The 26,468-nt window shown below is 48.1% G+C and carries 21 protein-coding genes and 1 tRNA gene; 14 read left to right on the forward strand and 8 right to left on the reverse strand.

Annotation, left to right across the window (positions count from 1 at the left end):
* The first annotated feature begins 112 nt into the window (after nt 1-112).
* Nucleotides 113-1,864, forward strand: coding sequence for a sensor histidine kinase (locus tag DW743_RS05020; protein ID WP_117760709.1), 1,752 nt, complete (start codon nt 113-115; stop codon nt 1,862-1,864).
* 143 nt (nt 1,865-2,007) lie between these two features.
* On the opposite strand, the gene DW743_RS05025 is transcribed toward DW743_RS05020, so the two are convergent.
* Nucleotides 2,008-3,960, reverse strand: coding sequence for a glycoside hydrolase family 31 protein (locus DW743_RS05025; protein WP_117760711.1), 1,953 nt, complete (start codon nt 3,958-3,960; stop codon nt 2,008-2,010).
* A 152-nt stretch (nt 3,961-4,112) separates the two neighbouring features.
* Nucleotides 4,113-5,021, reverse strand: a complete 909-nt coding sequence (locus DW743_RS05030; protein ID WP_117760713.1) for an AraC family transcriptional regulator — start codon at nt 5,019-5,021, stop codon at nt 4,113-4,115.
* 130 nt (nt 5,022-5,151) lie between these two features.
* On the opposite strand from DW743_RS05030, the gene DW743_RS05035 reads away from it, so the two are divergent.
* Both DW743_RS05035 and DW743_RS05040 read left to right on the forward strand, forming a co-directional pair.
* Nucleotides 5,152-5,496 (forward strand): MATE family efflux transporter, encoded by a 345-nt coding sequence (locus DW743_RS05035; protein ID WP_117760715.1) that lies wholly within the window; start codon nt 5,152-5,154, stop codon nt 5,494-5,496.
* Nucleotides 5,496-6,116, forward strand: a complete 621-nt coding sequence (locus DW743_RS05040) for a sugar O-acetyltransferase (RefSeq protein WP_022462409.1) — start codon at nt 5,496-5,498, stop codon at nt 6,114-6,116. Before DW743_RS05035 ends, DW743_RS05040 begins: the two co-directional genes overlap by 1 nt.
* 170 nt (nt 6,117-6,286) lie before the next feature.
* Here DW743_RS05040 and DW743_RS05045 read toward each other — a convergent pair.
* Nucleotides 6,287-6,359, reverse strand: a tRNA-Phe gene (locus tag DW743_RS05045).
* Between the two features lie 254 nt (nt 6,360-6,613).
* On the opposite strand from DW743_RS05045, the gene DW743_RS05050 reads away from it, so the two are divergent.
* The 6 genes from DW743_RS05050 (at nt 6,614) to trmL (ending at nt 12,514) form a co-directional block, all read left to right on the forward strand.
* Nucleotides 6,614-8,365: a B12-binding domain-containing radical SAM protein gene (locus tag DW743_RS05050; protein ID WP_117760717.1), complete on the forward strand. Its 1,752-nt coding sequence runs from the start codon at nt 6,614-6,616 to the stop codon at nt 8,363-8,365.
* Between the two features lie 41 nt (nt 8,366-8,406).
* Nucleotides 8,407-9,144: a 3'-5' exonuclease gene (locus tag DW743_RS05055; protein WP_055220616.1), complete on the forward strand. Its 738-nt coding sequence runs from the start codon at nt 8,407-8,409 to the stop codon at nt 9,142-9,144.
* Nucleotides 9,145-9,168: 24 nt separating this feature from the next.
* Nucleotides 9,169-9,327: a hypothetical protein gene (locus DW743_RS17920; RefSeq protein WP_158565857.1), complete on the forward strand. Its 159-nt coding sequence runs from the start codon at nt 9,169-9,171 to the stop codon at nt 9,325-9,327.
* A gap of 55 nt (nt 9,328-9,382) precedes the next feature.
* Nucleotides 9,383-10,891 carry a VanW family protein gene (locus DW743_RS05060; RefSeq protein ID WP_117760719.1) on the forward strand — a complete coding sequence of 503 codons (1,509 nt, stop codon included), beginning with the start codon at nt 9,383-9,385 and terminating at the stop codon, nt 10,889-10,891.
* A gap of 109 nt (nt 10,892-11,000) precedes the next feature.
* Complete coding sequence (locus tag DW743_RS05065) at nt 11,001-11,981, forward strand: AIR synthase-related protein (RefSeq protein ID WP_117760721.1); 981 nt, start codon at nt 11,001-11,003, stop codon at nt 11,979-11,981.
* 32 nt (nt 11,982-12,013) lie between these two features.
* Nucleotides 12,014-12,514, forward strand: coding sequence for a tRNA (uridine(34)/cytosine(34)/5-carboxymethylaminomethyluridine(34)-2'-O)-methyltransferase TrmL (gene trmL / locus DW743_RS05070; RefSeq protein WP_117760723.1), 501 nt, complete (start codon nt 12,014-12,016; stop codon nt 12,512-12,514).
* Nucleotides 12,515-12,556: 42 nt separating this feature from the next.
* On the opposite strand, the gene DW743_RS05075 is transcribed toward trmL, so the two are convergent.
* From DW743_RS05075 to DW743_RS05090, 4 genes are all read right to left on the reverse strand, one after another.
* On the reverse strand, nt 12,557-13,048 hold the full coding sequence (locus DW743_RS05075) for a CinA family protein (protein WP_117760725.1): 492 nt from the start codon (nt 13,046-13,048) through the stop codon (nt 12,557-12,559).
* Nucleotides 13,049-13,111: 63 nt separating this feature from the next.
* Nucleotides 13,112-14,530 carry a sensor histidine kinase gene (locus DW743_RS05080; RefSeq protein ID WP_022461606.1) on the reverse strand — a complete coding sequence of 473 codons (1,419 nt, stop codon included), beginning with the start codon at nt 14,528-14,530 and terminating at the stop codon, nt 13,112-13,114.
* Nucleotides 14,530-15,234, reverse strand: coding sequence for a response regulator transcription factor (locus DW743_RS05085; RefSeq protein WP_022461607.1), 705 nt, complete (start codon nt 15,232-15,234; stop codon nt 14,530-14,532). The genes DW743_RS05080 and DW743_RS05085 overlap by 1 nt, the downstream gene beginning before the upstream one ends.
* Before the next feature lie 74 nt (nt 15,235-15,308).
* Nucleotides 15,309-17,684, reverse strand: coding sequence for an endonuclease MutS2 (locus tag DW743_RS05090; protein WP_117760727.1), 2,376 nt, complete (start codon nt 17,682-17,684; stop codon nt 15,309-15,311).
* A 501-nt stretch (nt 17,685-18,185) separates the two neighbouring features.
* Between DW743_RS05090 and DW743_RS05095 the strand changes: the two genes are divergently transcribed.
* The 5 genes from DW743_RS05095 to DW743_RS05115 all read left to right on the forward strand — a co-directional run bounded on the left by DW743_RS05095 (nt 18,186) and on the right by DW743_RS05115 (nt 24,519).
* A complete protein-coding gene (locus tag DW743_RS05095; protein WP_117760729.1) occupies nt 18,186-19,640 on the forward strand; it encodes a S1C family serine protease in 1,455 nt (484 codons plus the stop codon).
* A 237-nt stretch (nt 19,641-19,877) separates the two neighbouring features.
* Entirely contained in the window at nt 19,878-20,828 is a 951-nt protein-coding gene (locus DW743_RS05100) for a 3'-5' exoribonuclease YhaM family protein (RefSeq protein WP_055228015.1), read from the forward strand.
* Nucleotides 20,825-22,483 (forward strand): 23S rRNA (uracil(1939)-C(5))-methyltransferase RlmD, encoded by a 1,659-nt coding sequence (gene rlmD / locus DW743_RS05105; protein WP_117760731.1) that lies wholly within the window; start codon nt 20,825-20,827, stop codon nt 22,481-22,483. Before DW743_RS05100 ends, rlmD begins: the two co-directional genes overlap by 4 nt.
* 31 nt (nt 22,484-22,514) lie before the next feature.
* Entirely contained in the window at nt 22,515-22,886 is a 372-nt protein-coding gene (locus tag DW743_RS05110; protein ID WP_117760733.1) for a TnpV protein, read from the forward strand.
* Nucleotides 22,887-23,052: 166 nt separating this feature from the next.
* On the forward strand, nt 23,053-24,519 hold the full coding sequence (locus DW743_RS05115; protein WP_006859000.1) for a caspase family protein: 1,467 nt from the start codon (nt 23,053-23,055) through the stop codon (nt 24,517-24,519).
* Between the two features lie 131 nt (nt 24,520-24,650).
* Here the strand turns inward: DW743_RS05115 and mobQ are convergent, their stop codons facing one another.
* Nucleotides 24,651-26,360, reverse strand: coding sequence for a MobQ family relaxase (mobQ, locus tag DW743_RS05120; protein ID WP_117760735.1), 1,710 nt, complete (start codon nt 26,358-26,360; stop codon nt 24,651-24,653).
* Nucleotides 26,361-26,468: the final 108 nt, after the last annotated feature.

A 26,468-nucleotide genomic window follows, 5' to 3' on the forward strand; every position in this document is an offset into this window, starting at 1 on the left:
ACATAGCTGCAAATATATTCTGTGAGTGTAAAATGACTGCCGGAGCTGCGCGGTAAGGTGCGGCGTCCGGCAGTCGCTCTGCAGACAGAAAAAAGGAGGGGTGGATGCGCTTATGAATCTCTGGCAGAAAGGAAAACGAAGGATGCTGCGCAGCGTTCGAATACGCAGTTTGAAGGATACGTCCCTGCGGCTTGGAACTCCGGTTTTTCTGGTCCTGATGGGGCTTGTTGTCTGCCTGCTCTGGGGCGTTTGGGAAAACCGCAAGCTGGCAGATAAATATATTGCCGATACGGCAAAGCTCTATGTCGATCAGATCAACCGTGATATGTCGCAGATCAACAGTGAACTGATCTATCTGCTGGATTCTGACAGCAACATCAAAGAAATCCCGGATCAGATAACATCGACAGATGCTCAGTATTATGAAATGGAGCAGACGCTGCGGGAGCGAAACCGTGTGCTGAAAATCCGTTACCATGAGGTACAGACCTTCTTCGTCTACGGTCAGAAAGCCAATGTTCTGATTACGGACAGTGGAACTATGTTTACCGAGAGTAAGGGAATGACAACGCTGAATCAGATGCTGATGTCATATCTGCAGATTATGACATCAAAGGATTCGATCAGCACACAATGGACTGTGATTACGTTTGGCGACGACGACTATATTGTAGGCTGGTACGCGAAAAACAAAAAAGTTATCGGCTGTGTCATCAATCTGAACCTGATTTTCCGAACCATCCGCGCCAAAACAGAGGAGTATGATGTCATTCCGTTTATGGTGGATGCCAGAGGCCGTGTCATGACGCAGGCAGATACGTCGGAAAAATATAAAAATGAGATTATCGATTTTTCCAAAGCGGGAAAGAAGAAGAAAAATGCGACGGTCTATTCCTACCAGCTTGGCACGGTCGGAAAAATCAATCTTATGGTTCTGCCGGGAGGAGGTATTCTTGAGAATGTACTGATTATGCAGATTGCATTTGTCGTCCTGATCGCGGTTCTTCTGATTGTCTGCGCATTGGAAATTACAGCATATTACCACCGGATTCTGGTACCGCTGGAAAAATTCGGACAAAAACTGGAGGAGCTGGAAAAAGAGCAGAGTCTGAATGACGATGGAAGCAACAATCTGTTAGAGCTGGAGTCTGTGAGCGGCAAATTCAAGGAACTGCTGCGGAAAATACAGGGATTGAAAATTGCGATCTACGAAAAAGAGCTTGCCGAACAGAAAGCCGAGCTGGAATACACGCAGGAACAGATCAAGCCACACTTCTTTCTGAACTGCCTGAGCCTGATCCATGGCATTGCGGATAAGAATAACGAAGGCGAGATCGTTGAGATCACAACGGTGCTGTCCGACTATATGCGCTACATTTTCCAGGATTCCAAGAAGCAGCGCGATGTGGAGGAAGAGCTGGAACACATTGAGGCATATATCCGCATCCAGAAGCTGCGGTACGGAGAAGAAGCCTTTTCCTTTGAAGCAACGACGGATGGTGATATCGGAGAATGGAAGGTTCCGTCTCTTCTGCTGCAGACACTGGTGGAAAACTCCGTAGTACACGGTGTATCCCTGGACCGGAAGAGTGAGATTTCCCTATATCTCACAAACGAGACGTACGAGGACGGTGAGTACCTCTACATCTGTATTTCCGACACCGGAAACGGATTTTCGAAAGAGGCACTGGATGCAATCGAAAACGACACGCCTATCATCTACCACGGCCGTCACCATGTCGGCATCTCCAATATAAAACGCCGCCTGGCGCTGATGTACGGCGAACGGGCGAGCATTACGTGCTCCAATATGGATGAAAATTACGGAGCCGTCGTAGAGGTGCGGCTGCCGAAAACAGAATAAAGCGAAAAGAAAAAAGGCGGGAACCCGGAGAAACATAGAGGGTTCCCGCCTTTTTGCGTGAAAAAACTGCAGGAGCTTCCGGAACCTGATGGCTCCGGGAAGCTCCTGCAAAGGGGGAGATGATTCAAAAACTGTTTTCTGTATCAGATACGGGAAACTCCGTCATCGGTATAACGCTCATAGGAAGCGCCTTCGTATCCGACCATGCGGATGCTTTCCTCTTTGATATCCGGTACGGATTCTGCAAAATCGGCAACCGGGATTGCGCAGCCTTTGCGGATGAAGAGAGGAACCTCATTCAGGGCAACTTCTACGTAGTGGATACCTTTCGGAAGAACCTCCTGGAACATGTTTCCATTGCCGAGGAATTTTACAAACATCATTTCTTCCGGCAGATATACATAACGGCCGATGGCATTCTGGGTGTAAACCGGTGCGATCATGATCTCATTACCGATCATCAACTGATCTTCTGTATTTCTTGCCAGTTTGTCGTCCGGATAAACGAAGGCAAGCGGTTTGAAGTACATATCGTCGTTTAAAGCAGCCTTCATGTACTCGCTGTACAGATACGGAACGAGGCGGTAGCGGACGCCGATGACGTTGCGGAAGTCCTCGATATGCTCAAACTGGTAAGGTTCCTGCTCACGTGTTCCGAGTGCAGCATGGTTTCTCATCAGAGGAGTGAAAACACCAAGTGCCAGCCAGCGGAGCAGCAGGTCTCTTGTGGTATTTGCACCGAATCCGCCGAGGTCGGCTCCGGTATAGAGGAAACCGCACATGTTGAGGGACGGCATCATCTTCAGGTTCAGCAGGATGTGTGACCACCACGAGCAGTTGTCTCCGGTCCAGATTCCGCCGTAACGGTGCATGCCGATGTAGGAAGAACGGGAGAACATCAGGATTCGCTTATCCGGGGAAATTCGTTCAAAAGCTTCACCGGCAGAACGTGTCATGTTGTAGCCAAACAGATTGTGTACCTTGTCATGGCGGACCTGTTCGCCGTTTACGTTGTGATAGAAGCGTTTATAGTCCTCATGGTTGTTTGCCAGTGCCTGAAGCTTTCCGCCTACCATGTAGTGCGGAACCTCCGGGTCACCTTCCACATATTTCTTTGCAGTCTCCTTGAAATCAGCAAGGCCTTCCTGGGAATAGAAGATGGATGGCTCGTTCATGTCATTCCAGAAGGCATCGATTCCCTTGGAAACGAGAACATCGTATTTGTCACCAAACCATTTTCTGGCATCTGCATTTAAGACATCCGGGAAATGAGTCCAGCCTGGCCATACAGTAGCTTCGAAGTAGGAGCCATCCTCACGGCGGCAGAAGTAGCCCTTTTCACAGCCCTCTTCGTAAATGTCATAACCCTCTTCGACTTTCACACCGGCATCGATGATCGGAACGAGATGGATCTTTTCTTTTTTCATATCCTGTACAAAGCCCTCGAAATCCGGGAAACGTTCTTCATTTACGGTGAAGTCCTTGTAATCCTGCATGTAGTCAATATCCATGTAAACCATATCGAGCGGCACATGGTTTTCGCGGTATTTTTTCACTACCGTGCGGAAATCATCCTCTGTTTTGTAGCCCCAGCGGCTCTGACCGTAACCGAAAGCAAACTTCGGAGCAATGTAGCTGCGTCCGATGATGCCGCGGAACTGTTTTACGATATCAAGATCGGAATCACCGGTGATCATGTAAACGTAGAGATCTGCGTTTTCGCAGGAAACGGTCATCGTATCGGAAGTTGTGTAGCCGATATCGAAACGCAGGGTGCCCGGATAATCGAAGAAGAATCCTACGTGTGTCTTGCCGGAGATGATGATGAAGTTGTGTGCTGCATACAGAGAGGTTTTGCTCTCTACGTGGTTTGGATCATCAGCGCAGTCACTGATGTAAAGAAAGCCGCGTTTGTTGATACCGCGGTTGGCTTCGCCAAGTCCGAATACCATGTCATCGTCAGTAAGTTTTGTGGTGAAGGAGAAGCCGTTCTCGGTGGAGAAGGTACCGTAATCCGGGTTTCCTTCGGAAGAGGGGATCTCTTTTACAACAGCTTCGGTTTCAAATGGGGTTCCGTAGACAAATTTTTTTACCATGTCATCCTCCTTGTAAAATAAATGGAAAATATAGTGTTTTGGTTAGGTTTAGCGCAACACCTTTGTGATTTTATTATAACAGGGATCGGAAAAATGTCTAGCAAAATTCTTCCTTTTTTTTAACAAAAAAACGTGTACAGAAAAAAATCCGGTTATGTTGGCAGGACTTCTGCGCGTTTCCGGAAATCTCTCGGCGTACAATGGTAAGTACGCAGAAAGATTTTGGAATAATAGCTCTGATGATTGAAACCGCATGCGGTACAGATTTCCGCGATGGACATTTTGGTTGTGTTTAGCAGATGACAGCTCACTTCCAGACGGTAATGATTCAGAAAATCAATCGGGCTCTGGCAAAGATAGCGGCGGAAAATCTGACAGCATTTATTGCGGCAGACTTTTCCGGCGGCGGCGATCTCTTCCAGATTGATGGATTCACTGTAGTGGCTGTAAATATAGGAAACCATATCGCGCTGGATCAGAAGATCTGGATCCTGTGAGACGGCGGTGTTGCCGTCCGGCATCATCGGATGCGTGCGCAAAAGACGGCACCACAAAAGGGAAAGCAGAGCAGCAGCCTCGATTTCGTAGGCGGTTGGCTGTTCCTTCTTCAGCCGGAGAATTTCCGGGAGGGTCTGCAGCGCTTTTGCATCTTCCGGATTTTCCGGCTTCAGATGAAGATATTCCAGAGCCGGATTCGAAAGAACCGGCGTAATATAAGACTGGTACAGAACGCTGTTCGCGGTGAGGATTTTCGGATGGCACAGGATACAGATAAAGTCACATTCCTGGCCGTTTTCAGAATATCCGTAGTGCATCTGGCGGGAATTGACGATAATCGCCTCCCCGGCGTTTAAAAGGACTCTTTTTCCATTGATATAGTAGTTCATCTGACCGGAGCGGATCTGTACCCATTCGATATCCTCATGCCAGTGGCAGAGCGCCCGGTGATCTGGATAGGAAGAAAGCAGTCCTTCCCGGATATAAAGCGGAATGCCGACTTCATCGTAGCGGACGATCTCGGATGCGTCCTGCATGACTTTTGTAATTGGGTCATTCATCATAAAAACCTCCGTGAAAAAGTACAATTATTATAAAAAATAAGGAATATTGTCGTAGAAAAAACGCAAAACCTAAGATAATATGATTATAACATATACGTGTATGGAATAAAACAGAAAAAAGGAAAAAGAAATGAAAAATCAGAGGGAAATCAAGAAAAAAGATCCAGAATTCTACCGGAAACTTCTTGCACTGCTGATCCCGATGGTTGTACAGAATCTGATGAATGCACTGGTAAGTGCGTCCGATGCGTTAATGGTCGGTACGCTGGACCAGAATTCCCTGTCTGCAGTTTCGCTTGCCACACAGATTTCTTTTGTCCTGAATCTCTTTTATGCGGCGATTACGATCGGAACAACGGTCATGGTCGTTTATTTCCTGCTGAATCTGGATGAAATGATTAAGCTTCCTGGCGTATACAGACACTATAAAAAATATCAGTGGGTGAATAATATTACCAGGGAGGATACAGAATAATGAAAAACGTAGAGAGAAGAGACAGACAGTTACCGTACATTTCCGATGCAGAGGTCATGGAGCAGCAGATGAATGCGAGAAGACTGACGCAGAAACTGAACACCATCGACCGTTCGGATTTTGACGGAATCGCAGCCATTGTAAAAGAACTGTTTGGAAAATCCGAGGGTGCATTTGTCAATCCGCCATTTTACTGTGACTATGGCTTTCATATTGAGGTTGGAAAAAATTTCTTTGCAAATTATAACTGCACCATTCTCGATGTGGCAAAGGTAAAAATCGGAGACAACTGCCAGATGGCGCCGAACGTTGCCATCTATACTGCAGGTCATCCGGTGCATCCGGCGGCAAGAAACAGTGCGTATGAATACGGCATTGAAGTTACCATCGGAGATAATGTCTGGATTGGCGGAAATACCGTTATTTTACCAGGCGTACATATCGGAGATAACGTTGTTATCGGCGGCGGAAGTGTTGTAACAAAGGACATTCCGGACTGGTCGATTGCAGCAGGAAATCCGTGTAAAGTCATTCGGAAGATTACCGAAGAAGATAAACAGTACTATTTCAGAGATAGAAAATTTGATGATGAAGCATGGGAGGTCATCAAAAATCTGTAAAAACGAAAAGCTTTCTTGGGCAGTTATGCGATGAAAAAAACTCTGTACCGTATCCATCCGGGAATTTCCGGGGATGCGGTGCAGAGTTTTTTTGCGATAGGGAGACAGGAGATTCTGCCAGATTTTGCTGTGGCAAAAAAATGTGAATCCTGCTTTTGTGCAGCAAAAAATGCCCAGAGCCGGAATCGAACCAGCGACACGAGGATTTTCAGTCCTCTGCTCTACCAACTGAGCTATCTGGGCATTTTGATTTCCTGTTGGAAACCTCTGTTAATATAACATGGATTCGCGAAAATTGCAACTGTTTTATCGAAAATCGCGAAAAAATTGTGCTTTTGGAGGAATGGCGGTGTATTTTCGTTCGAGAATGTGGTAGTATAAAAGATATGCAAAGAGATGTACTCTCGGAATCTTTCTGCAAAAATCATCTCTCAAAATCAAGCACAGAAAGGCTCCGAGAGTACAGAGAGGAACAAAGGAGAAATGGTAAAAATAGTATGAAAATGATTCTGACTGCGGTCAACGCAAAATATATTCATTCCAATCTCGCAGTTTACACGCTGCAGGCGAGCGCGGAGAAAGCCGGTGTGTTCCCGGAGATCCGTGAGTTTACGATCAACCAGTCAAAAGATTCCATGCTGCGGAGTCTGTTTCTGGCGCATGCGGATGTCGTCTGTGTGTCGTGTTATATCTGGAACATATCTATTGTGGAAGATTTGATTACAGAATATCACAAAATCAGCCCGGAAACGAAGATCTGGCTTGGCGGGCCGGAGGTGTCGTACCACGCGGAGGAGATGCTGGAGCAGTATCCGTTCCTTGACGGAATCATGAAGGGTGAGGGCGAAATTACCTTCCGTGAACTGGCAGTGTATTACCAGAATCAGGAGAACGGCACGGAGGGGAAAACGCTTGAAGAGATCCACGGCATTACATACCGTGATGCAGAAGGAGCCATCAAAAGCAACCCGTGGCGTCCGGTCATGGATCTGTCCGAGGTGGATTTTCCGTATGCGAATCTGAAAAAATTCGAGAACCGCATCATTTATTATGAGTCAAGCCGCGGTTGCCCGTTTTCATGCAGTTACTGTCTTTCTTCTATTGATAAGCGGCTTCGGTTCCGAAATCTGGATCTGGTCAAAAAGGAACTCGCCTTTTTCCTGGAACAGAAAGTACCGCAGGTCAAATTTGTGGACCGTACGTTCAACTGCAAGAAAGACCATGCAATGGCGATCTGGAAATTCATTGCGGAGCATGACAACGGCGTGACGAATTTCCACTTTGAGATTGCCGCTGATCTGATTACTGAGGAGGAACTGGAACTCTTAAATACCCTGCGCCCGGGGCTGGTACAGCTTGAGATCGGCGTTCAGTCTACGAATCCGCAGACGATCAAGGCGATCCACCGGAAGATGGATTTTGGAAGAGTCACAGAGATTGTAAACCGGATTGCGAAGGGAAGAAACATCCATCAGCATCTCGACCTGATCGCGGGCCTGCCGTATGAGGATTATGACAGTTTCCGCCGTTCGTTTGCGGATGTCTATGCACTGCGTCCGCAGCAGTTACAGCTGGGATTTTTGAAAGTGCTGCGCGGTTCTTTCATGTATGAGCATACCGAGGAATATGACTGTCATTATCAGGAGCGCGAACCATATGAGGTACTGTACACGAAATGGCTGCCGTATGACGATGTGCTGAAGCTCAAAGACGTGGAGGAGATGGTGGAAGTCTACTACAACAGCGGCCAGTTCGTCCACACACTGCCGATGATCGAGCGTCTGTATGAGAACCCGTTCGATTTCTTCCAGGAGCTCGGCGATTTCTACCGGGCAAAGGGCTACAGTGAGGCGGCACATAACCGGATTCAGCGGTATGAAATTCTGCTCGGGTTTTTGCAGGACGAAAAACAGCAGGACGAAGCATTCTTCCGTCAGATGATGGTGCTCGATCTGTATGCGCGTGAAAATATGAAGACACGGCCGCGCTTTGCAAAAGATCCGTCCGAATGGAAAAACGAGTCGCGTGACTTTTATCAGAAAGAAGCCGAAACGAGAACGCTTCTGCCATCGTATACGACATACGATTGGAAGCAGCTGCAGCGCATGACGCATGTGGAAGTTTTTGATTACGATGTGCTCGGAAACGGGGAAAAGGCGCGTACGGTACTCCTGTTTGATTATCAGAAGCGCGATCCGCTGACGGGAAATGCGGAGATGATCGACTGCAGTGAGCTTTTTTACGCTTGACATTTCAAAAGAACATGAGATACTAGAAAAGGTAATAAAAGATGAAAATACAAGATTTTGTAGTGCTCGATCTTGAGACAACGGGTCTTTCTGTAAAGGAAGACCAGATTCTGGAGATCGGTGCAGTAAAAGTGCAGGGCGGAGAGGTCACGGCATCGTATGAGACTTTCGTCAATCCGGGCAGAAAAGTGCCGGAGCGGATCACGGAACTCACCGGAATCCGGGATGAGATGATTGCGAATGCGCCCGATGTGGAGACTGCTGTCCGCGGCTTTCTGGATTTCTGCGGCGGCCTGCCGCTTCTGGGGCACAATATTCTGTTCGATTACAGCTTCATCAAGCAGGCAGCGATAAATGCCCGTCTGGACTTTGAAAAAGAAGCGTGGGATACGTTGAAAATTGCACGGAAAGCCCTCCCGGATCTGGAGAGCAGAAGCCTTGAAGCACTCTGCGGCTACTATCAGATCCCGCGGGAACACGCACACCGTGCAATGGACGATGTGCTGGAAACGCTGGCACTGTTCCGAAAACTGGAAGAAGGATTTTCGGAAGATCACCCGGAATGGTTTGCCGCAGCGCCTCTGAAGGCCAAAATGAAACGTGAGGTTCCGGCGACGGAGGCACAGAAAAAATATCTGGCGGATCTGATTCGGTACCATGAGCTGGATCTCGAACCGGAGTGGGGAGCACTCACAAAAAGCCGTGCATCCCGCATGATCGATCAGATTATTCTGGCACATGGAAGAATGGAAAAACGACAGAGAACTGAGAAAAAATAGAAGAGAAAAAGAAAGGATGGAACGATGAGTAGTAAAGTCAATCGAAAAGCCCCGACAGAGGCACAGAAAAAGAAGAAAGATCCGCTGGCAAAGAAGAGAAATGCAGCAAAGATACTGGCATTGATTCTTGCAGTGGTTATGGTGCTTGGTATGGTTCTTCCAGCACTTTTATGGCTGGTGTAAAGAGATTCTGTAAAAGACAGAGTGAAATGGGAAACGGATCAAGAAGAGGCACAGTATGAAAAACAGCAGAAAAATGAGAGGCCTGCTGGTGATGCTTATCGCATTCGCATTCTGCTTTCTGGCAGAACCAGTCAAAGCGGATGACCGGACAGCGCTGGACGGAATCTATGTAGAAGACATTTCCGTCGGCGGTATGACCGAAGAGCAGATCACACAGGCAGTAAACGACAAAATTGAACAGTTAAAACCCTCGGTTATCAACCTGTTTGCCGGAGAGCAGAATGCACAGGTGACAGCAGGGGATCTCGGACTTTCCTGTGCCAACCCGGAGGTGGCAAGAGAAGCCGTCACAATCGGGCAGGAAGGCAATGTACTGAAGCGGTTCCTGACACAGAACCGGCTCAAAAATGGAGAGACGGTGACGTTTTCCCTGAAATATACAGTCGATGGCGAGGCAGCGCGCCAGGCGGTAGAAAACAACACAGCCGTGCTGAACCGCGAGGCAACAGATGCAACGCTGACCCGCGAAAACGGCGAATTTATCGTCAATCCGGGTCAGACCGGATGCAGCGTCAACGTGGATGAGTCCACGGCGAAGGTTGTCAATTACCTGACGACAAGCTGGCGGGGCGGCATCGGCGGCGTAGAACTGGTAACAGAAGAAACACCGGCAGGCGGTAATTCGGAGCAGCTTGCACTTGTCAAAGATCTGCTCGGCGAGGGTACGACGGAGTATGGCAACGGTACGAGCGGCAGAAAACAGAATGTCGCAGTCGGCGCAGAGAAGATTAACGGAACGCTGGTACAGCCGGGCGAGGAATTTTCCGTAGAGGCGGTCGTTGTGCCGTTTGATGCGGAAAATGGTTATGCACTGGCAGCATCGTATGAGATGGGCAAGGTCGTCGATTCGTACGGCGGCGGTATCTGCCAGGTTTCCACAACGCTCTATGTTGCTGTCTTAAAAGCAGAGCTTGAGGTGACGGAGCGGTACAGCCATTCCATGATTGTCCACTATGTGGATCCGTCGATGGATGCGGCGATTGCAGAGGGATTGAAAGACCTGAAATTCATCAACAATACGGATGCGCCGATTTATATTGAGGCGAGCGCGGACGGAAGCACCCTGCATTTTGCCATCTACGGCCATGAGACGAGAGATCCGAACCGCACGGTCCGCTATGAGAGTGAGACGACAAACACGGAGGATCCGACGCCGAGCCTGACGGAAGATGCGAATGCATCGTTTGGAACAATTGAACAGACATCGTACGGCTATCAGGGTTCGACGGCGCGGCTGTGGAAGATTGTGAATGACAATGGAAATGAGACGAAGGAGCAGGTGAATTCCAGCACTTACCGCATGACATCGGATGTCTATACCGTGGGAACAAAGACGGACAATGCAGCGGCGCGTGCGGAAATGCAGGCGGCGATTGCGGCAAATGATCTTGCAAAAGCAAAGGAAGTTGCAGCGAAATACAGCCAGAGCAGTTCGTCATCGAGTTCTTCGGAGAAGAAGGAAGACAGCAGCGATACAGAGAAAACGGAGGACGATGAGGACTAGGCGTTTTCTGGTTACTGTTCACTTAGCAGTGAAACACTTGCTGTTTCGTTGCGTAAGAACATGACGTCTGCTTTTTCGTTTGAAACAGGAAGTTCGAGGAGGACGAGGGATGCGAAAGGGTAAATTACAGCAGAGCGTGCTGGTGCGCTCGGTGTTTAAGATGCTGGGGCAGAAAAGAGAGGACGCAGCAGGGCCGGCGGTCGGACGTGGGGTATCGGCATTTGCAGGAGAAAAGGAGACGCTGGTGTTTTCGTGTGCGCCGGTGCTGGTGAAGGATCCGGAGGACGCGGTGCTCGCGGTCTGCCGGGTGTGCAACAGTGTGGCCGCGGCGGGGGCATCGGCAAAAGGAGTGCTGGTGTCGCTGATGCTGCCGGAGGCGATGGAAGAAAAGGATTTAAAGGAGCTGATGCGGGCGGTTGACGGTGCGTGTGTGCGGTATGGAACTGCGGTGATCGGCGGGCATACGGAGGTGACGGACGGGGTTTTGTATCCGGTGCTTACCGTGACGGCGGCAGGCGGGACAACGCGTGCGGGGCTGTTTGATCCGTCGTGTGTGACAGCGGATTTGGATCTTGTCGTGACGAAGGGGATTGCGCTTGGCGCGGTGTCTTATCTGGCAAAGACAAGAAGGGATGAGCTTCTGACGAGATTTTCTCCGGGATTTATCCATGGGGCGGCGGATTTTTCGGAGGATTACTCTGTCTGCCGTGAGGCGGAGATTGCGATCGAGCACGGTGCGGCTGCGATGCAGGATCTCTCGGAGGGCGGAATTTTCGGGGCGCTCTGGGAGATGGCGGACGGCGCGGGTATCGGGCTTGATGTGGCGCTGAAGAGGATTCCGATCCAGCAGGAGACGGTGGAGATCTGTGAATTTTTCGGGGTGAATCCGTATCAGATGCTTTCGACGGGGGCGCTGCTGATTGCGGCGGCGGACGGCGAGGGGCTGGTGCAGAAAATGGCACTCGAAGGGATTCCATCGGCGGTGATTGGGCGGACGACATCCGGGAAGGAGAGGATTCTCCGGAACGGGGAAGAGGTCCGGTATCTGGATAAGCCGCAGATGGATGAGATGTACCGGGTTGGCAGATAAGGCTTAAATATACGACAGGAGTGATTGGTAAAATGGCATATTTGAATATTGTTCTTCATGAGCCGGAGATTCCAGCAAATACAGGTAATATCGGACGGACGTGTGTGGCGACGGGGACGAGGCTGCATCTGATTAAGCCGCTGGGGTTTGATATTTCGGACAAGGCGGTCAGGCGCGCGGGGCTGGATTACTGGTCGAAGCTGGATGTGACAGTGTATGAGAGTTACGAGGATTTTCTGGAGAAAAATCCGGGGGCGAAGATTTACTATGCGACGACGAAGGGGCCGCAGACGTATGTGGATGTGCAGTATGAAGAGGACTGCTTTATCATGTTCGGAAAGGAAAGCGCGGGGATTCCGGAGGATATTCTGTACGATAATCAGGAGACGGCGGTGCGGATTCCGATGATTAATGATATTCGGTCGCTGAACCTTTCAAATTCCGTGGCGATCGTACTGTACGAGGCACTGCGGCAGAATAGCTTTGACCATATGCAGCTCGCGGGGCATTTGCGGACGCATGAGTGGAGGTAGACGGACGGGACTCTGGTGATCGTAGACGGAGCTGCATTCTTTTTATAAGGAAGAAGTTAAGATCATTTCCAATTCGGCAAAGACCTGCTCTGCGTAAAGCCGTTTGATTTCGTGGCGGGTCATGCCGGAGACGTTGGTCTGGAAGGTGAAGGTGTGGGCTTGGGCTTTGTATAAAATACAGAAGTAGACGACGCCCTGTACGCTGTCAGCGTTGTTGGGGTCGAGATTTCCGGTTGTGCCGGTGATTCCGATGGCGATGGCGGTGTGCAGGTTTTCTTGTACTGTGCGGGCCATGGCTTCGGCGCATTCGGGGGAGTAGACGCCGTGGATTTCGATGACGGAAGGGTCGACGCCGACGAGGACTTTGGTTTCGTTCAGATACGTGACGTAGCCGCCGGGGAAAATGGCGGAGGCGCCTTCGGTGTCGGTGATCAGGGAGGCGATCAGGCCGGAAGTGCAGCTTTCCATGGTGGAAATGGTGGTGTGGGATGCAATGAGTTGTTTGATGATGGAATCAATGGTGTTTGGGTTCATAGTGAAAATTACCTCCAGAGTTAGTTTGATATGTCTGGCAAAAAAGCCCCTCGGCGGAGGGGCTTATTTTGGTGCTTCGCCTTTGGCGAGTGTAAAGATAAATTCGGTACCAACGCCCTCTGTACTGATGACATTGATATTCTGGTTATGCGCAGTGATGATCTCTTTGACGATTGAAAGCCCAAGTCCCGTTCCTTTGCGGTCCTTGCCGCGGGAGGCGTCGAGCTTGTAGAAGCGCTCCCAGATTTTCGTGATGCTTGCCTTTGGAATGCCGCAGCCGGTGTCCTTGACGGAGACGAAGACTTTACCGTGCTTCTCCGTTGTCTCAACTGTGATGGTGGAATCGTTGTTGCTGAATTTGATTGCATTATCAATGAGATTGTACAGCACCTGCTGGATTTTTCCCATATCGGCGCAGACGTATAAGGTGCGCGATGCGAGGATCAGTGAAATGGAAATCCGTTTTTTTGTGCAGGTTCCCTCAAACGAAGCGGCGGTATCCTTGATGACGGCGTTGATGTCAAACGAGGTCAGATCGAGCATATTCCCTTTATCGTCGATGTCGTTCAGCGTCAGCAGGCTCTGCGTCAGCTTGTGCAGCCGTTCTGTCTCAAACAGAACGATTTTCAGATATTTTTCCTGCATTTCCGGCGGAATCGTTCCGTCTAGGATTGCCTCCACGTAGCCTTTGATCGAGGTCAGCGGTGAGCGGAAGTCGTGAGAGACGTTCGCCACAAATTTCCGCTGGTATTCGCCGGTCTTGTTCAGCTCGCCGGACATGTAGTTCAGCGTGGAAGCGAGATACCCCATCTCATCGTGAGATTTAACATCAATTTTGTGGGTCAGGTTGCCGGAGGCATACTCCTTTGCACCGTTGATGATCTTTTTCAGCGGCCGGTACACGACGAGGGAGAAAAAGATCAGAATCACAAACGAGAGTCCGAACACGAGCAGGAACAGAAAATCAATCCGTGCCAGCAGACTTTCCCTCTGCTGATAGACGTCCTGCAGCGGAAGGTGGATGGCGACATAGCCATTGATCCGGAAATCGGAGGTGACGGGAACCATGACGCTCAGCATCTTGTCTTCGAAATAGCCGAAAAACGTTCCCGTGCTGTAATACTCGCTGCCGAGCGCAACCGGATCAAAACCGTCGATGATCTCCGGGTTTTCCTCATCGAGTGCAGCTGCCGTGTTCAGCAGAATTTCCCCGTCTGCGCTGATGAGCCAGATCTGGGAATTGTGATAGGAAGCCAGTGCACTGAGCGAATTGTAAAGATCCGTCAGGGAACGCTCACTGTGGTAATAAAGGTCGCCCTGTTTGGAAGCGATCTGCGTGGCCTCCCGGTACAGACTGGTGCTCGCGCTGGAGACCAGACTGTCCTCCACCATGCGGGAGCCGACCGTTGAGATCAGCGTAAAGCCGGCAATGGCGAGAATGACATAAATGAGAATTAATTTCCGGTAAAGCGTGCGTCGCATTATTTTTTAACCTCAAACTTGTAACCGATGCCCCAGACCGTCGTGATGGCCCAGGAGGCATGGTCCTTGATTTTTTCGCGGAGACGTTTGATATGAACGTCTACCGTGCGGGTATCGCCGATGTACTCATAGCCCCAGATATGGTCGAGGAGCTGTTCTCGCGTAAAGACCTGGTTTGGTGAGGAAGCAAGGAAGTAGAGAAGCTCCAGTTCCTTCGGCGGCATATCGACGGTGCGGCCCTGGTAAATGACGGAATAGTTCGTCTGGTTGATGATAAGATCCGGGTACTCGACACATTTTCCTGCGGTCGCGGACACCGGGATCGTGCGTGATGGCTGAAATCTCCGCAGCACTGCTTTCACACGGGCAACGAGTTCCTTGGAATCAAATGGTTTGATGATGTAGTCATCCGCGCCGAGTTCCAGGCCGAGGACTTTGTCGAACACCTCGCCCTTTGCCGAGAGCATGATGATCGGAACATCGGAATCGTGCCGGATTTCGCGGCAGACCTGGTAGCCGTCCATGCCGGGCAGCATCAGGTCGAGCAGAATCAGGTTCGGCTGGAAGGAGTGAAACTCCCGGACAGCCTCTTCTCCATCGTTTACAATTTTTGTGTCATAGCATTCCTTGGTCAGATAGAGAGAAATCAGTTCTGCGATATTGTTATCGTCATCGACGATCAGAATTTTCTGTTTGGAAGCCATAAAAGATTCTCCTTCACTGGGGACAGGACGGAACCGCATACAGTATGCGTTCCGTCCCATATTTTCCTGAGTTTTTATTTCTTAAACGTAACAATCGTAACGCCGGCATCGCCCTCGCCGAATTCCGCTAAATGGAAGTCCGCTACGTGTTTCTGGCGGCGCAGATAATTGTGAATGCCTTTCCGCAGTGCGCCCGTTCCTTTTCCGTGGACAACGCGGACACTCGGCAGATGGGAGAGATAAGCGTCATCGAGATATTTGTCGAGTTCGGCAACCGCTTCATCCACCGTTTTTCCGAGCAGATTGATCTCGGTAGAAATCGTGGCAGCCTTGGAAAGCTTCGATTTTCCGCTGCTTGTGCGGGAGATGGACGGGCCGGTGATGACAGCCTCGTCGATCAGCACAAGGTCGGAGATATGCACTTTGGTCCGCATGATACCCATCTGGACGAAGAGATTTCCCTTCGAATCCGGGCGGGTGCTGACAGTACCTTTGAGATTCATGCTTAAGACTTTGACGGCATCGCCGAGATGAAGATCCTGCGGGCGGAGATTTCCGGTGCGCTTCGGTACTTCCTTCGCCTTTTTCTTATCGAGCTTGTTCATCTTTTCACGCAGAGTGGTACGTTTCTGCTCCATTTCGCGGACGGAAACATTCTCTTTTCCAAATTTCTGGAAATCGCGCATCGTCTGGTCGGCGTATTCCTTCGCCTCGCGGAGAATTCTCTGTGCCTCCTCGGTTGCATTGGAGATCATCTTTTCTTTTCTTGCGTCGATCTGTTCCTGATTCTTGGCAAGGCTCTGCTTCAGGGATTCGACTTCCGCGCGGGTGCGGGCAAGCTCTTCTTTTTCGCGTTCCAGCGTGATCCGGTTCTGCTCGAGAGTGGTCAGAACGTCCTCAAACGATTCATCCTGCTCGCTGATTTCGTCTTTTGCCTTGTTGATGATGTAGTCCGGCAGGCCGAGTTTGCTGGAAATCGCAAACGCATTACTCTTTCCAGGAACGCCGACGAGCAGGCGGTATGTCGGGCTTAAAGTCTCGACATCGAATTCACAGCAGGCATTCTCCACGCCCGGTGTGGATAAGGCATAGATTTTCAGTTCACTGTAGTGTGTCGTTGCCATGGTGCGGATGCCGCGCTCGTGGAGCGTAGAGAGGATCGCGATGGCAAGCGCCGCGCCCTCTGTCGGGTCGGTACCGGCGCCGAGCTCATCGAACAGGACGAGGGAATTGCGGTCTGCCTTGTCGAGGAAGGAAACCACATTCGTCATGTGGGAGGAGAAGGTACTCAACGACTGCTCGATGCTCTGCTCATCACCGATATCGGCGTAAACCTCGTCGAAAACGGAAAGGGAGGAGCGGTCGAGTGCCGGAATGTGAAGTCCGGACTGGCCCATCAGTGTTAAGAGTCCGACCGTCTTTAAGGAAACCGTTTTACCGCCGGTATTCGGTCCTGTGACGATCAGAAGGTCGAAATCTTCGCCGAGCGACAGATCAATCGGAACGACTTTTTTCGCATTGATCAGCGGGTGGCGTGCCTTGCGCAGGTGGATTTTACCTTCGGTGTTGAAGATCGGCTCATTGGCGTTCTGCTCCATTGCAAGAGCGGCGCGCGCGAAGATGAAGTCAAGCTCTACCATGTTTTCGAGGTCGTAACGGATCTCATCGCGGTGCAGGTCTGCCTGGGCACTCAACGTAGAGAGGATGACCTCGATTTCTTTTGCTTCTTCAATTTCCAGCTCACGGATATCGTTGTTCAGTTTGACAACGGCCATCGGCTCGACAAAGAAGGTGGAACCGGTCGAGGACTGGTCATGTACCATGCCAGGAACCTGGCCTTTGTACTCGGATTTGATCGGGATACAGTAGCGGCCGTCGCGCATCGTGATGACGGCATCCTGCAGATACGTGCGGTAGGAACCGTTGACGAGCGAGATTAACTGGCTGTGGATTTTTTCCTCACACGATTTGATGGAACGACGGATGCGGCGTAGATTCGGGCTTGCATCATCGCTGATTTCATCCTCGGAGAGAATACAGCGGCGGATTTCCGTGGAAAGCAGCGTCAGAGGCTCCAGTGTTTCGAAGAGATCTTCGAGGCTGTCCGGCGTCTGGTCCGCATTTTCGCGGCGGCCGTACGCTTTGACGCGTGCCGTGTTTTCCAGAAGTGCGGCGGTCTGCAGAAGCTCCGTGATGTTCATGGAGCTGCCGATTTCGAGACGCTTTAATGCGCCGCGGATATCTTTGGCATCACCAAAGGAAATGTGGCCTTTTTTAAAGAGCCGGGTGAGCGCGTCGTGTGTCTCGTGCTGCATCCGCGTAATCTGGGAGAGGGAAGAAGAAGGAACGAGCTTCAGACATTTCTTCCGGCCCAGCGGAGAACTGGCATACGAAGCCAGTTGTTCAATAATTTTGTCGTATTCGAGCGTTTTTAATGCTTTCTGATTCATAATACTTACCTTTTCGTAATTCATAATTCAGTCATTGTCTACAGATAACGCGGTATTTTTGATGCAATACCGCACGGATCTGATGTTACAGTTCACAGGTACCCTGCGAACTGTAACATTCGCAGCCCTCATTTAAAGTTTTGCTTCGCAAAAGGAGGGCTGCTCACACCTGAATCACTTTCTTACGCAGCGAAACAGCAAGTGTTTCACTGCTGAGTGAACAGTAGCGATCTGATCATATATCTGCACGGGAAGTACAGACCGGAAGTGGAATGTGGGTCACAGGTTTTTCCACTCTCCCAATTATACCTTAAAAAAGAAAAGAAAGAAACCCCAAGAACGAGAAAATGCAGGATGTTGCGCAAATGAGAAAAAAATGTAACAGTCTTCATAAAATGTTCATATCTATCTGGTAAAGTTTTTTATATATGTGAAGATTGCGGAAGCGCATATGCGCAGAGCAGTTCGGTATGGAATACAGATGTATGGAGAAAGAAATGTATGGAAAATGACCCAAAACCTTACAAATTCATGAAAGAGAGCATCAAAAAGCAGCCGCCCGACTGGAAAAAGATTGTTCTTCTGATTGCCGGATGGCTGGCACTTGCGGCGCTTGGCGGTCTGGTTGCGGCCGCGGTATTTGCGGTGACAGAGCCAAAGATTGCAGAAGCAGTTACCAGGGAAGAGCTGCCGGCGAAAGTGGATATCCCGGGAGATGAGGATCCAAACAGCGGACAGGAGCCGGATGAGACAATTACCGCATCTTCGGCGAGTGCGTCGGTAGACAGCAGCGGCTCCGGTTCGGAAATCAGCAGTTCTACAGTGGATAGCAGTACTTCAGAAAGCAGTGTATCCGAAAGTACGGTTTCCGAAAGCACAGAGGAGAATGGAGCGGCAGAGGGAACGGAAAGCAGCACTTCCGAAGAGCCGGAGGAGGGCAGCGAGGTTTCCAGTGTCGATGGGGAAACGGATGCGGAGGAAAAGAACAGCAGCCTGAAAAATTATGAAGCGCTCTACCAGGATATGCTGGAAGTAACGGAAAAACCAAAACGAGCGCTGGTTACCGTCATCGGCATTACCAATCAGATGGACTATTTTAACCAGAACTATGAAAACCAGCAGCAGATTTCCGGTCTGATTGTTGCGGACAACGGGCAGGATCTCTTTATTCTGACGGAATACCGCATCGTGGAAAATGTGGAGCGGATTCAGGTCACCTTCTGGGACGAGACGATGGTGGATGCCACATACCAGCGCCACGATCCGAGCACCGGCCTTACGATTGTGAAGGTGGATGAATCGAAGCTGGATGAGGAAACACGGGACGGTCTTGCGGTTGCGCCGCTCGGCAGTTCGTATCTCGTCAGCCAGGGTGACCCGGTCGTGGCTGTCGGAAGCCCGGTCGGCTACAGCAATTCGATTGCGTATGGTGTGGTGACTTCGGTTACGAACAAGATTTCCGCGCTGGACAATGAGTACAATCTGCTGACCACCGACATCCTCGGCAGCACGGACGGCAGCGGCATTCTGGTAAATCTTGACGGCGAAATCGTCGGCATTATTGCGCAGAGTTACAGTGCCAAGGGAAACAACGTGGTGACGGGCATTGCGATTTCCCAGATCAAAAAGCTGATCGAAAATCTTTCCAACAACGTGAGCCGCGCGTATATCGGCATCCGCGGACAGGATGTCACAGAAGAACTTTCCGATAAAACCGGCATTCCAAAAGGCGTTCTCATCAGCCGCGTCGCAGACGATTCTCCGGCGATGATGGCGGGCATGAAAGAGTACGATGTGATTGTAAAGGTCGGGGAGCACAAGGTTGAGACGATCAAACAGTACCATGAACAGCTTGGCAAATACAGCACAGGAGACGTGGTTACCGTGACGGCGATGCGGAAAGGCGCTGAAGGGTATGCGGAGATGACGTTTGATGTGACGATGGGGGAAGTATAAAAAACAGAGGCTTTCGGGAGCAGAAAAAGCCGGTTTTAGCCGGTGGGGCTTCCGGAAGCTTTTCTTTTCGAATGGTTTTCCACTGGCGGATGAAAAAATACGTGCATTCTGCAGGAAAATCTGGTAGAATTGGTAAGGCATGCAGGAGCACAGGCTTTGCATCATAAAAACGGCATCATAGAAACAAAAACGGAACACTGTGTCCGCATTTATTTTAGAAAAAGAGGATTTATTTTTATGAAGTATATCAACGAACTCCGGGAAGGAAACCGCATTTCCGGAATTTATCTCTGCAAACATAAACAGTCGGCTGTTACCAAAAACGGAAAACAGTACGAAAACGTGATCTTACAGGATAAAACCGGTACGATCGATGCGAAAATCTGGGATCCGAATTCTATGGGAATCCGTGAATTTGAAGCACTGGATTATGTAGATATTATGGGAGATGTTTCCAGTTTCAATGGAGCACTTCAGGTTTCCATTAAAAATGCAAGAAAAGCGGAAGAGGGCGAATATAATCCGGCGGACTATCTGCCGACGAGCCGTTACGACATCAATACGATGTATCAGGAGCTGCTCTCCTGGATCGGAACGGTGAAAAATCAGTATCTCTCCGAACTGCTGACGTATTATTTTATCCAGGATCAGGAGACCGCAAAACGGTTCCGCATGAGCTCTGCAGCAAAAAGCGTGCATCACGGATTCGTCGGCGGCCTTTTAGAGCATACGTTAAGTGTCACCCGTTTCTGCGATTTTATGGTAAAATCGTATCCGATTCTGAACCGCGATCTGCTGATTACGGCAGCAATTCTGCACGATATCGGAAAGACGAAAGAACTCTCCTTATTCCCGCAGAACGATTACACCAATGACGGACAGCTGCTCGGCCACATCATGATCGGTGCGGAGATGGTACACGATGCGGCGCAGAAGATCGACGGTTTCCCACAGGAACTCGAGAATCAGTTAAAGCACTGCATTCTGGCGCACCACGGCGAGCTGGAATACGGTTCCCCGAAAAAACCGGCAATGGTAGAGGCGGTAGCGCTGAACCTGGCGGACAATGCCGATGCCAAAATGGAAACCCTGACCGAGCTGTTTGACGCAGCGCCGGCCGGCAATGAGTGGCTTGGCTACAACCGGTTTTTTGAGTCCAACATCCGCAGAACAGGAGACTTTTCATGAACTATCAGAAAAATGATGTACTGACGGTGAAAATTGAAGATATGGGACACGACGGAGAGGGTATAGGCAAATGCGAGGGCTATACCCTCTTTGTCAAGGACACCGTCATCGGCGATCTTGCCGAGGTAAAAGTGATCAAAGCAAAGAAAAATTACGGCTACGCGCGCCTGATGCGCCTGATCGAGCCGTCCGCGCACCGCGTCGAGCCGGTCTGCCCGGTTGCACGTCCGTGCGGCGGATGCCAGTTGCAGATGCTCGACTATGCGGAGCAGCTTCGCTTTAAGGAGAAGAAAATCGCCGGAAATCTCCAGCGCATCGGCGGCATGGCGGAGATCCCGATGGAGCCGATCGTGGGGATGGAAAATCCGTTCCGCTATCGAAACAAAGCCCAGTTTCCGATCGGGCAGGATAGAAATGGAAAGCTGATTACGGGATTTTATGCGGGAAGAACGCATCAGATCATGGAAAACCGGAACTGTTATCTCGGCGTGGAGCAGAACGAGGAGATTCTGAACCGCATTCTTGCCTGGATGGAGGAGAACGGCGTTCCGGCATACAACGAGGAGACCGGCAAAGGCCTGGTGCGCCATGTGCTGATCCGGTTTGGATTTATGACGAAAGAGATTATGGTCTGTCTCGTTGTGAACGGAAAGAAACTGCCGGCCGAGGAGAAACTCATCAAATCGCTGACAGAACTCGAAGGCATGACAAGCATTACCCTAAGCGTAAACCGTGAGCGGACCAATGTGATCATGGGAAAAGAAATCCGCTGCCTGTGGGGACAGGGGTATATCACCGACTATATTGGAACCGTAAAATATCGGATCTCCCCGCTGTCCTTCTACCAGGTCAACCCGGCGCAGACGGAAAAACTGTACGGTCTTGCCCTGGAATACGCAGACCTCACCGGAAATGAGACGGTCTGGGATCTCTACTGCGGCATCGGAACGATTTCCCTGTTCCTCGCGCAGAAAGCCAAAAAAGTCTACGGTGTCGAAATCGTCCCGGAGGCAATCGCGGATGCGAAGAACAATGCGAAAATTAACGAGATCGAAAACGCTGAATTTTTCGTTGGAAAATCGGAAGAGATTCTTCCGGCCTACTACGAACAGTACGCCAAAGACCACCCGGGCGAACACGCCCACGCGGACGTCATCGTCGTCGATCCGCCGAGAAAAGGCTGCGAAGAAAACCTCCTCCACACCATGGCCAGCATGCAGCCGGACCGCATCGTGTATGTATCCTGCGATTCCGCAACGCTGGCACGAGATGTGAAGGTGCTTGGGGAGCTGGGGTATGAAGTAAAGAAAGTCCGAGGGGTTGACCAATTCCCGATGACGTGCCATGTGGAGACGGTTGTTCTTTTGTCCCAACAAAAACCAGATGACACGATAGAGATCGACTTAGACCTGGACGAGCTGGATGCCACCAGTGCCGAGTTGAAAGCAACCTATCAGGAAATCAAAGATTATGTGCTGAAAGAATTTGGCTTGAAGGTTTCAAGTTTATATATTTCTCAGGTAAAACGCAAATGTGGAATTGAAGTGGGAGAAAACCATAATCTTCCAAAATCAGAAAATGCAAGAGTTCCACAATGCCCGAAAGAGAAAGAAGATGCTATCAAGGCTGCCCTGAAATATTTTGCGATGATTTAAGGACATCGCTGATTTCAAGGAGGAATAACACATGAAAAGCACATTTGAAAAAATGGGTGGAACCTACACACTTGGCGCAGACGGAATTTACTATTCGAATCTTGTCAGTACAGATGAAGAACCGCATTATGGGAAATATGGAATGATGCGGAAAACATATCTGAAAGAGCATCGTCCGGCAATGTATTCACTGTATATGCTGGAAGACAGACTGACAGAACATCTGAATACTGTGGACGATGAAGCACAGGAGAGAATGGATATTCTGATGAGTCAGATGATGGAGAAGCAGGGCATTACGGAAGAATTGAAAGCTCGTGACCAGATGGAATGGGTTAGAGCGGTAAATAATGCCCGGAATGCTGCAGAAGAGATTGTGTTGAAAGAATTAGTGTATATTTAAAGCGTGGAAAGCTCCTTCGGGAGCTTTTCAGTGTTTGTAAGAGTTTATATAAAATGGGCTAAGAAGGTGGTATGATCAAAATAACAGATTAAAATTTATATTAAGAAATGAATTTAAAATTTTTAATTATGAAATAAAACGTAAGATAATTTCAGAGGTGAGAATAATGGATAGAATTGCATTAGTAATCGGTAATTCTGATTATTCAAATGTAGGGAAATTGAATAATCCTAAGAATGATGCTGACGATATTGCTAGTATTTTGAATAAATTAAATTTTGATGTTACAAAAATAATGGATGCAAATTTAATAGATATTCAAAAATCTGTTAATGATTTTTTACAGGCATTAGATGAATATGCTGTAGGGGTATTTTTTTATGCAGGGCATGGTATGCAAATCGACGGTAAAAATTTTATCGTTCCTATTGATTTAAAGTTAAGTGATAAAAGCAAGACAATGGTCTCTTGTTATTGTTTAAATTCGCTGTTAGAAGGTGCATCTTCATATAAGGGAAAAACATTAATATGTATATTGGATGCATGTCGAGATAATCCTTTTGCTATGGGGAGGGGATTTTTAACAGGCTTTGCGCCATTTAATAATCCACCTAAAGGTACTATGATTGCTTATTCTACAAGCGCTGACTGTAGTGCATTTGATGGACAATGTAGTAATGGATTATATACACAAGTTTTAAAAGATGCTATGCTTATTCCAAATTTGAAAATTGAAGAAATGTTTAAATTTGTTAGAAATAAAGTGTCAGAAATATCAATTAGCCAATACGGAGAAGAACAGCTTTCATGGGAATATTCTTCGTTAGTGGGAGACTTTTATTTTTCTGTTACGCCACAACCAGTCAATGAACAGGTTACTGATGAGAAAATATATGAATTCATATGTGCTCGTCGAAAATCTTATGAGAATGCTTCGGATAATATTTATGATATTGAATGTTTGCCATATATAGATGCCTATAATAAATATCATATACCAATTATTAAAATTTTACGTGCATATTCAAGAGTAGATTATTCAAAAAGAGGATTTCAGTTTTCGGATGCTACTATAGATCAGTTAAACAGCAATTATTTGTCATCATGGGGATTTATACAGAAATATGGTAGATGGTATTATAAAAATCATTACGTTGAGATGGGAGATTTATTGCCATTGCCCGAGGAATTAGAACCTAAACAACCTATTAATGGAAAGGAATTGAAGATTGAAGCTTCATTGAGCTGGAAAATGAATGATGGAAAGATAAGATTTCAAGTATCTTCTAATATTCCAGAGGAAACCCCATTAATGTTTACATTACGTGGCAAAGAATATACAGCTCAATGTAAATCTGTAGCAGGTAATAGAATTTCAATAAGTGAATGGTTTAGTGACAGAGGTAATCCTATGAAAAATGGATTTTATACTATAGATGTGTCATGTCCGATATATAGTGTATTGCCAGAAAAGATAAAGAAAATATTTGGTGAACGTAATAGAAATATATGTGGACAATATGTTAAATTTGAACCAGTGGGAGGAAATACGATTCATTTTTCGTATGGATTAGTTCTTAAAAATAGTAAAGTTCAAGTTATTGATATGCAACAAAGAATCTCAGCATTATAATGAATGTGGTTTTATACAAGAAAACATGGCAGATTGTAACTGGTTAAAGTGAATTGGGCGTATGGAACTTTTAAATCCATACGCCTTTTAAACAAGAGAGTTGTAAGAGCATATTATCTACTCGATGATGATTATAATTCCATATCATATGACCTTTTCTTAGCTCTGGCAGGCTGATTTCGCCGCATCTCCTGTTTCCTCTGATATTCAAGTTCCCAGGCACGATGGGAAAAAACATCAGGATCTTCCACATTGAGATAATCTACCTCATTGGCGGCAATATCACGGCGGTGATAGTCATAATACTTACCAAAAGTACCTTTGAGCTGCTCGATCAGCTTATCCCGGAAATCAGGACGTATCTGGATTCTGGTGTCCAGCAATTCTGTATACTGTTCAGGTTCAGGACGAAATTTTTCTTCCCGGAAAGCAGCGGCGTCTTTTTTAAGCTGCTTTTTAAGGGAGATGTCCTGAGAATCCAGGATATCAAGATTGCTATTCATCTGGTCATATTTTTTGGATAGATTCGTCATATCTTTATCAGTGGAGCATTGTGCCTGGAAGATTAGTTGCTCTTTCCTTGATTTCAGTTCTTCAATTTCTTCCGTAACAGTGGTAAGCTGCTGATTCAATTTTATATGCTGGATGGGATTCAAAATACTGGTTTTCTCTTTTTCTACATTCAGCTCTTTCCGTTCTGTAACTTTAGCTTTGAGTTTCTTTTTAACGGTGTTGTATTTATTCAGTATTGGATTAAAATGATTCATCCAATCATGAATTACTTCTTTTTGCATCTCATTATGAAGTAAATGATATTGTGTAAAGATCATATGATTTCGGATAGTTTCCATTGTTTCTGCAATTACAGGAATAGAATTTTTGACAGCTTGAGCCAGTTTCTCTACCTGAGCTTTTAATTCCCGGAGCATTTGGTTATCTGCACGAATCTGGCGGTTGATTTCACAGCGGTCAGCTATCATTCCTTTCTTTTCCATGTTTTGAGCAATATAGCCTTCGTGGATGGTCGGCTGTTCGGTGATTCCCTGATCTGCAAAGCTGCGGTGATCAATGGATGCATTTATCTGATTGTGGGCAAGCATTTCATTTACAGTATCTGCCCAGTTTGCTCTCCAGATACAGAGTTGCTCATCACTGTTCCATTGTTCAGAAATGGGATTCTGTCTGCCATAGCGGCTGCTTTTTGGATGCTTGTCGATGCGGTCATAGCCTTTTTCCTGTGCGACAGATGCGGTCATATAAACTTTCTTTTTCCCAACTTTATATCTGTATTGCTTTTCCCAGCCATCTTTTTGAGCAGCTTTGAATTCAGTAGCTGTAAATCCTTTTTCTTCTCCATTTTTTATGCAGAGATATTCTTTTTCTGTTTTATACTGCCATGTTCCGTTTTCGTTCAGTGGACGGACGGTAAGCAGAATGTGTGCATGAGGATTGTGTCCATCCGTATCGTGAATAGCAAAGTCAGCGCACATGCCCATATCTACAAAGTTCTTTTGAATAAAATCTTTTAGAAGAGAAATATTACTGTCCTTATCTAATTCAACGGGAAGTGCGACAACAAATTCCCTTGCCAGTCGGCTGTCTTTTGTTTTTTCTGCAGCTTCCACAGCATTCCAGAGTTGTTCACGGTCTTTCCATTCTGGTGAAGCCATCGGTGGAAGCAATACTTCCTGATAAATGAGTCCATGCTTTCTGGTGTAATCATGCTGGATGTCATCGTAATCATTGTACATCCGGCTGCAGCTCATATAAGCAGAAGCTGCGACAGCGGAACGTCCGGAACCACGGCTGACAACTTTGGCTTGCATATGATAAATTGCCATATCTGGCACCTCCTTTCGATGTTGCCTGCAACAGCGGAAAAGCCCTCGGCAGGGCGCACGAGCCCCGTAGGGGATACCACCGCCCGATTTATCGGGTGGTGAGTAAGT

The sequence above is a fragment of the Blautia sp. AM28-27 genome (assembly GCF_003480905.1).
In the GTDB taxonomy this organism is placed as follows: Bacteria; Bacillota; Clostridia; order Lachnospirales; family Lachnospiraceae; genus Fusicatenibacter; species Fusicatenibacter saccharivorans.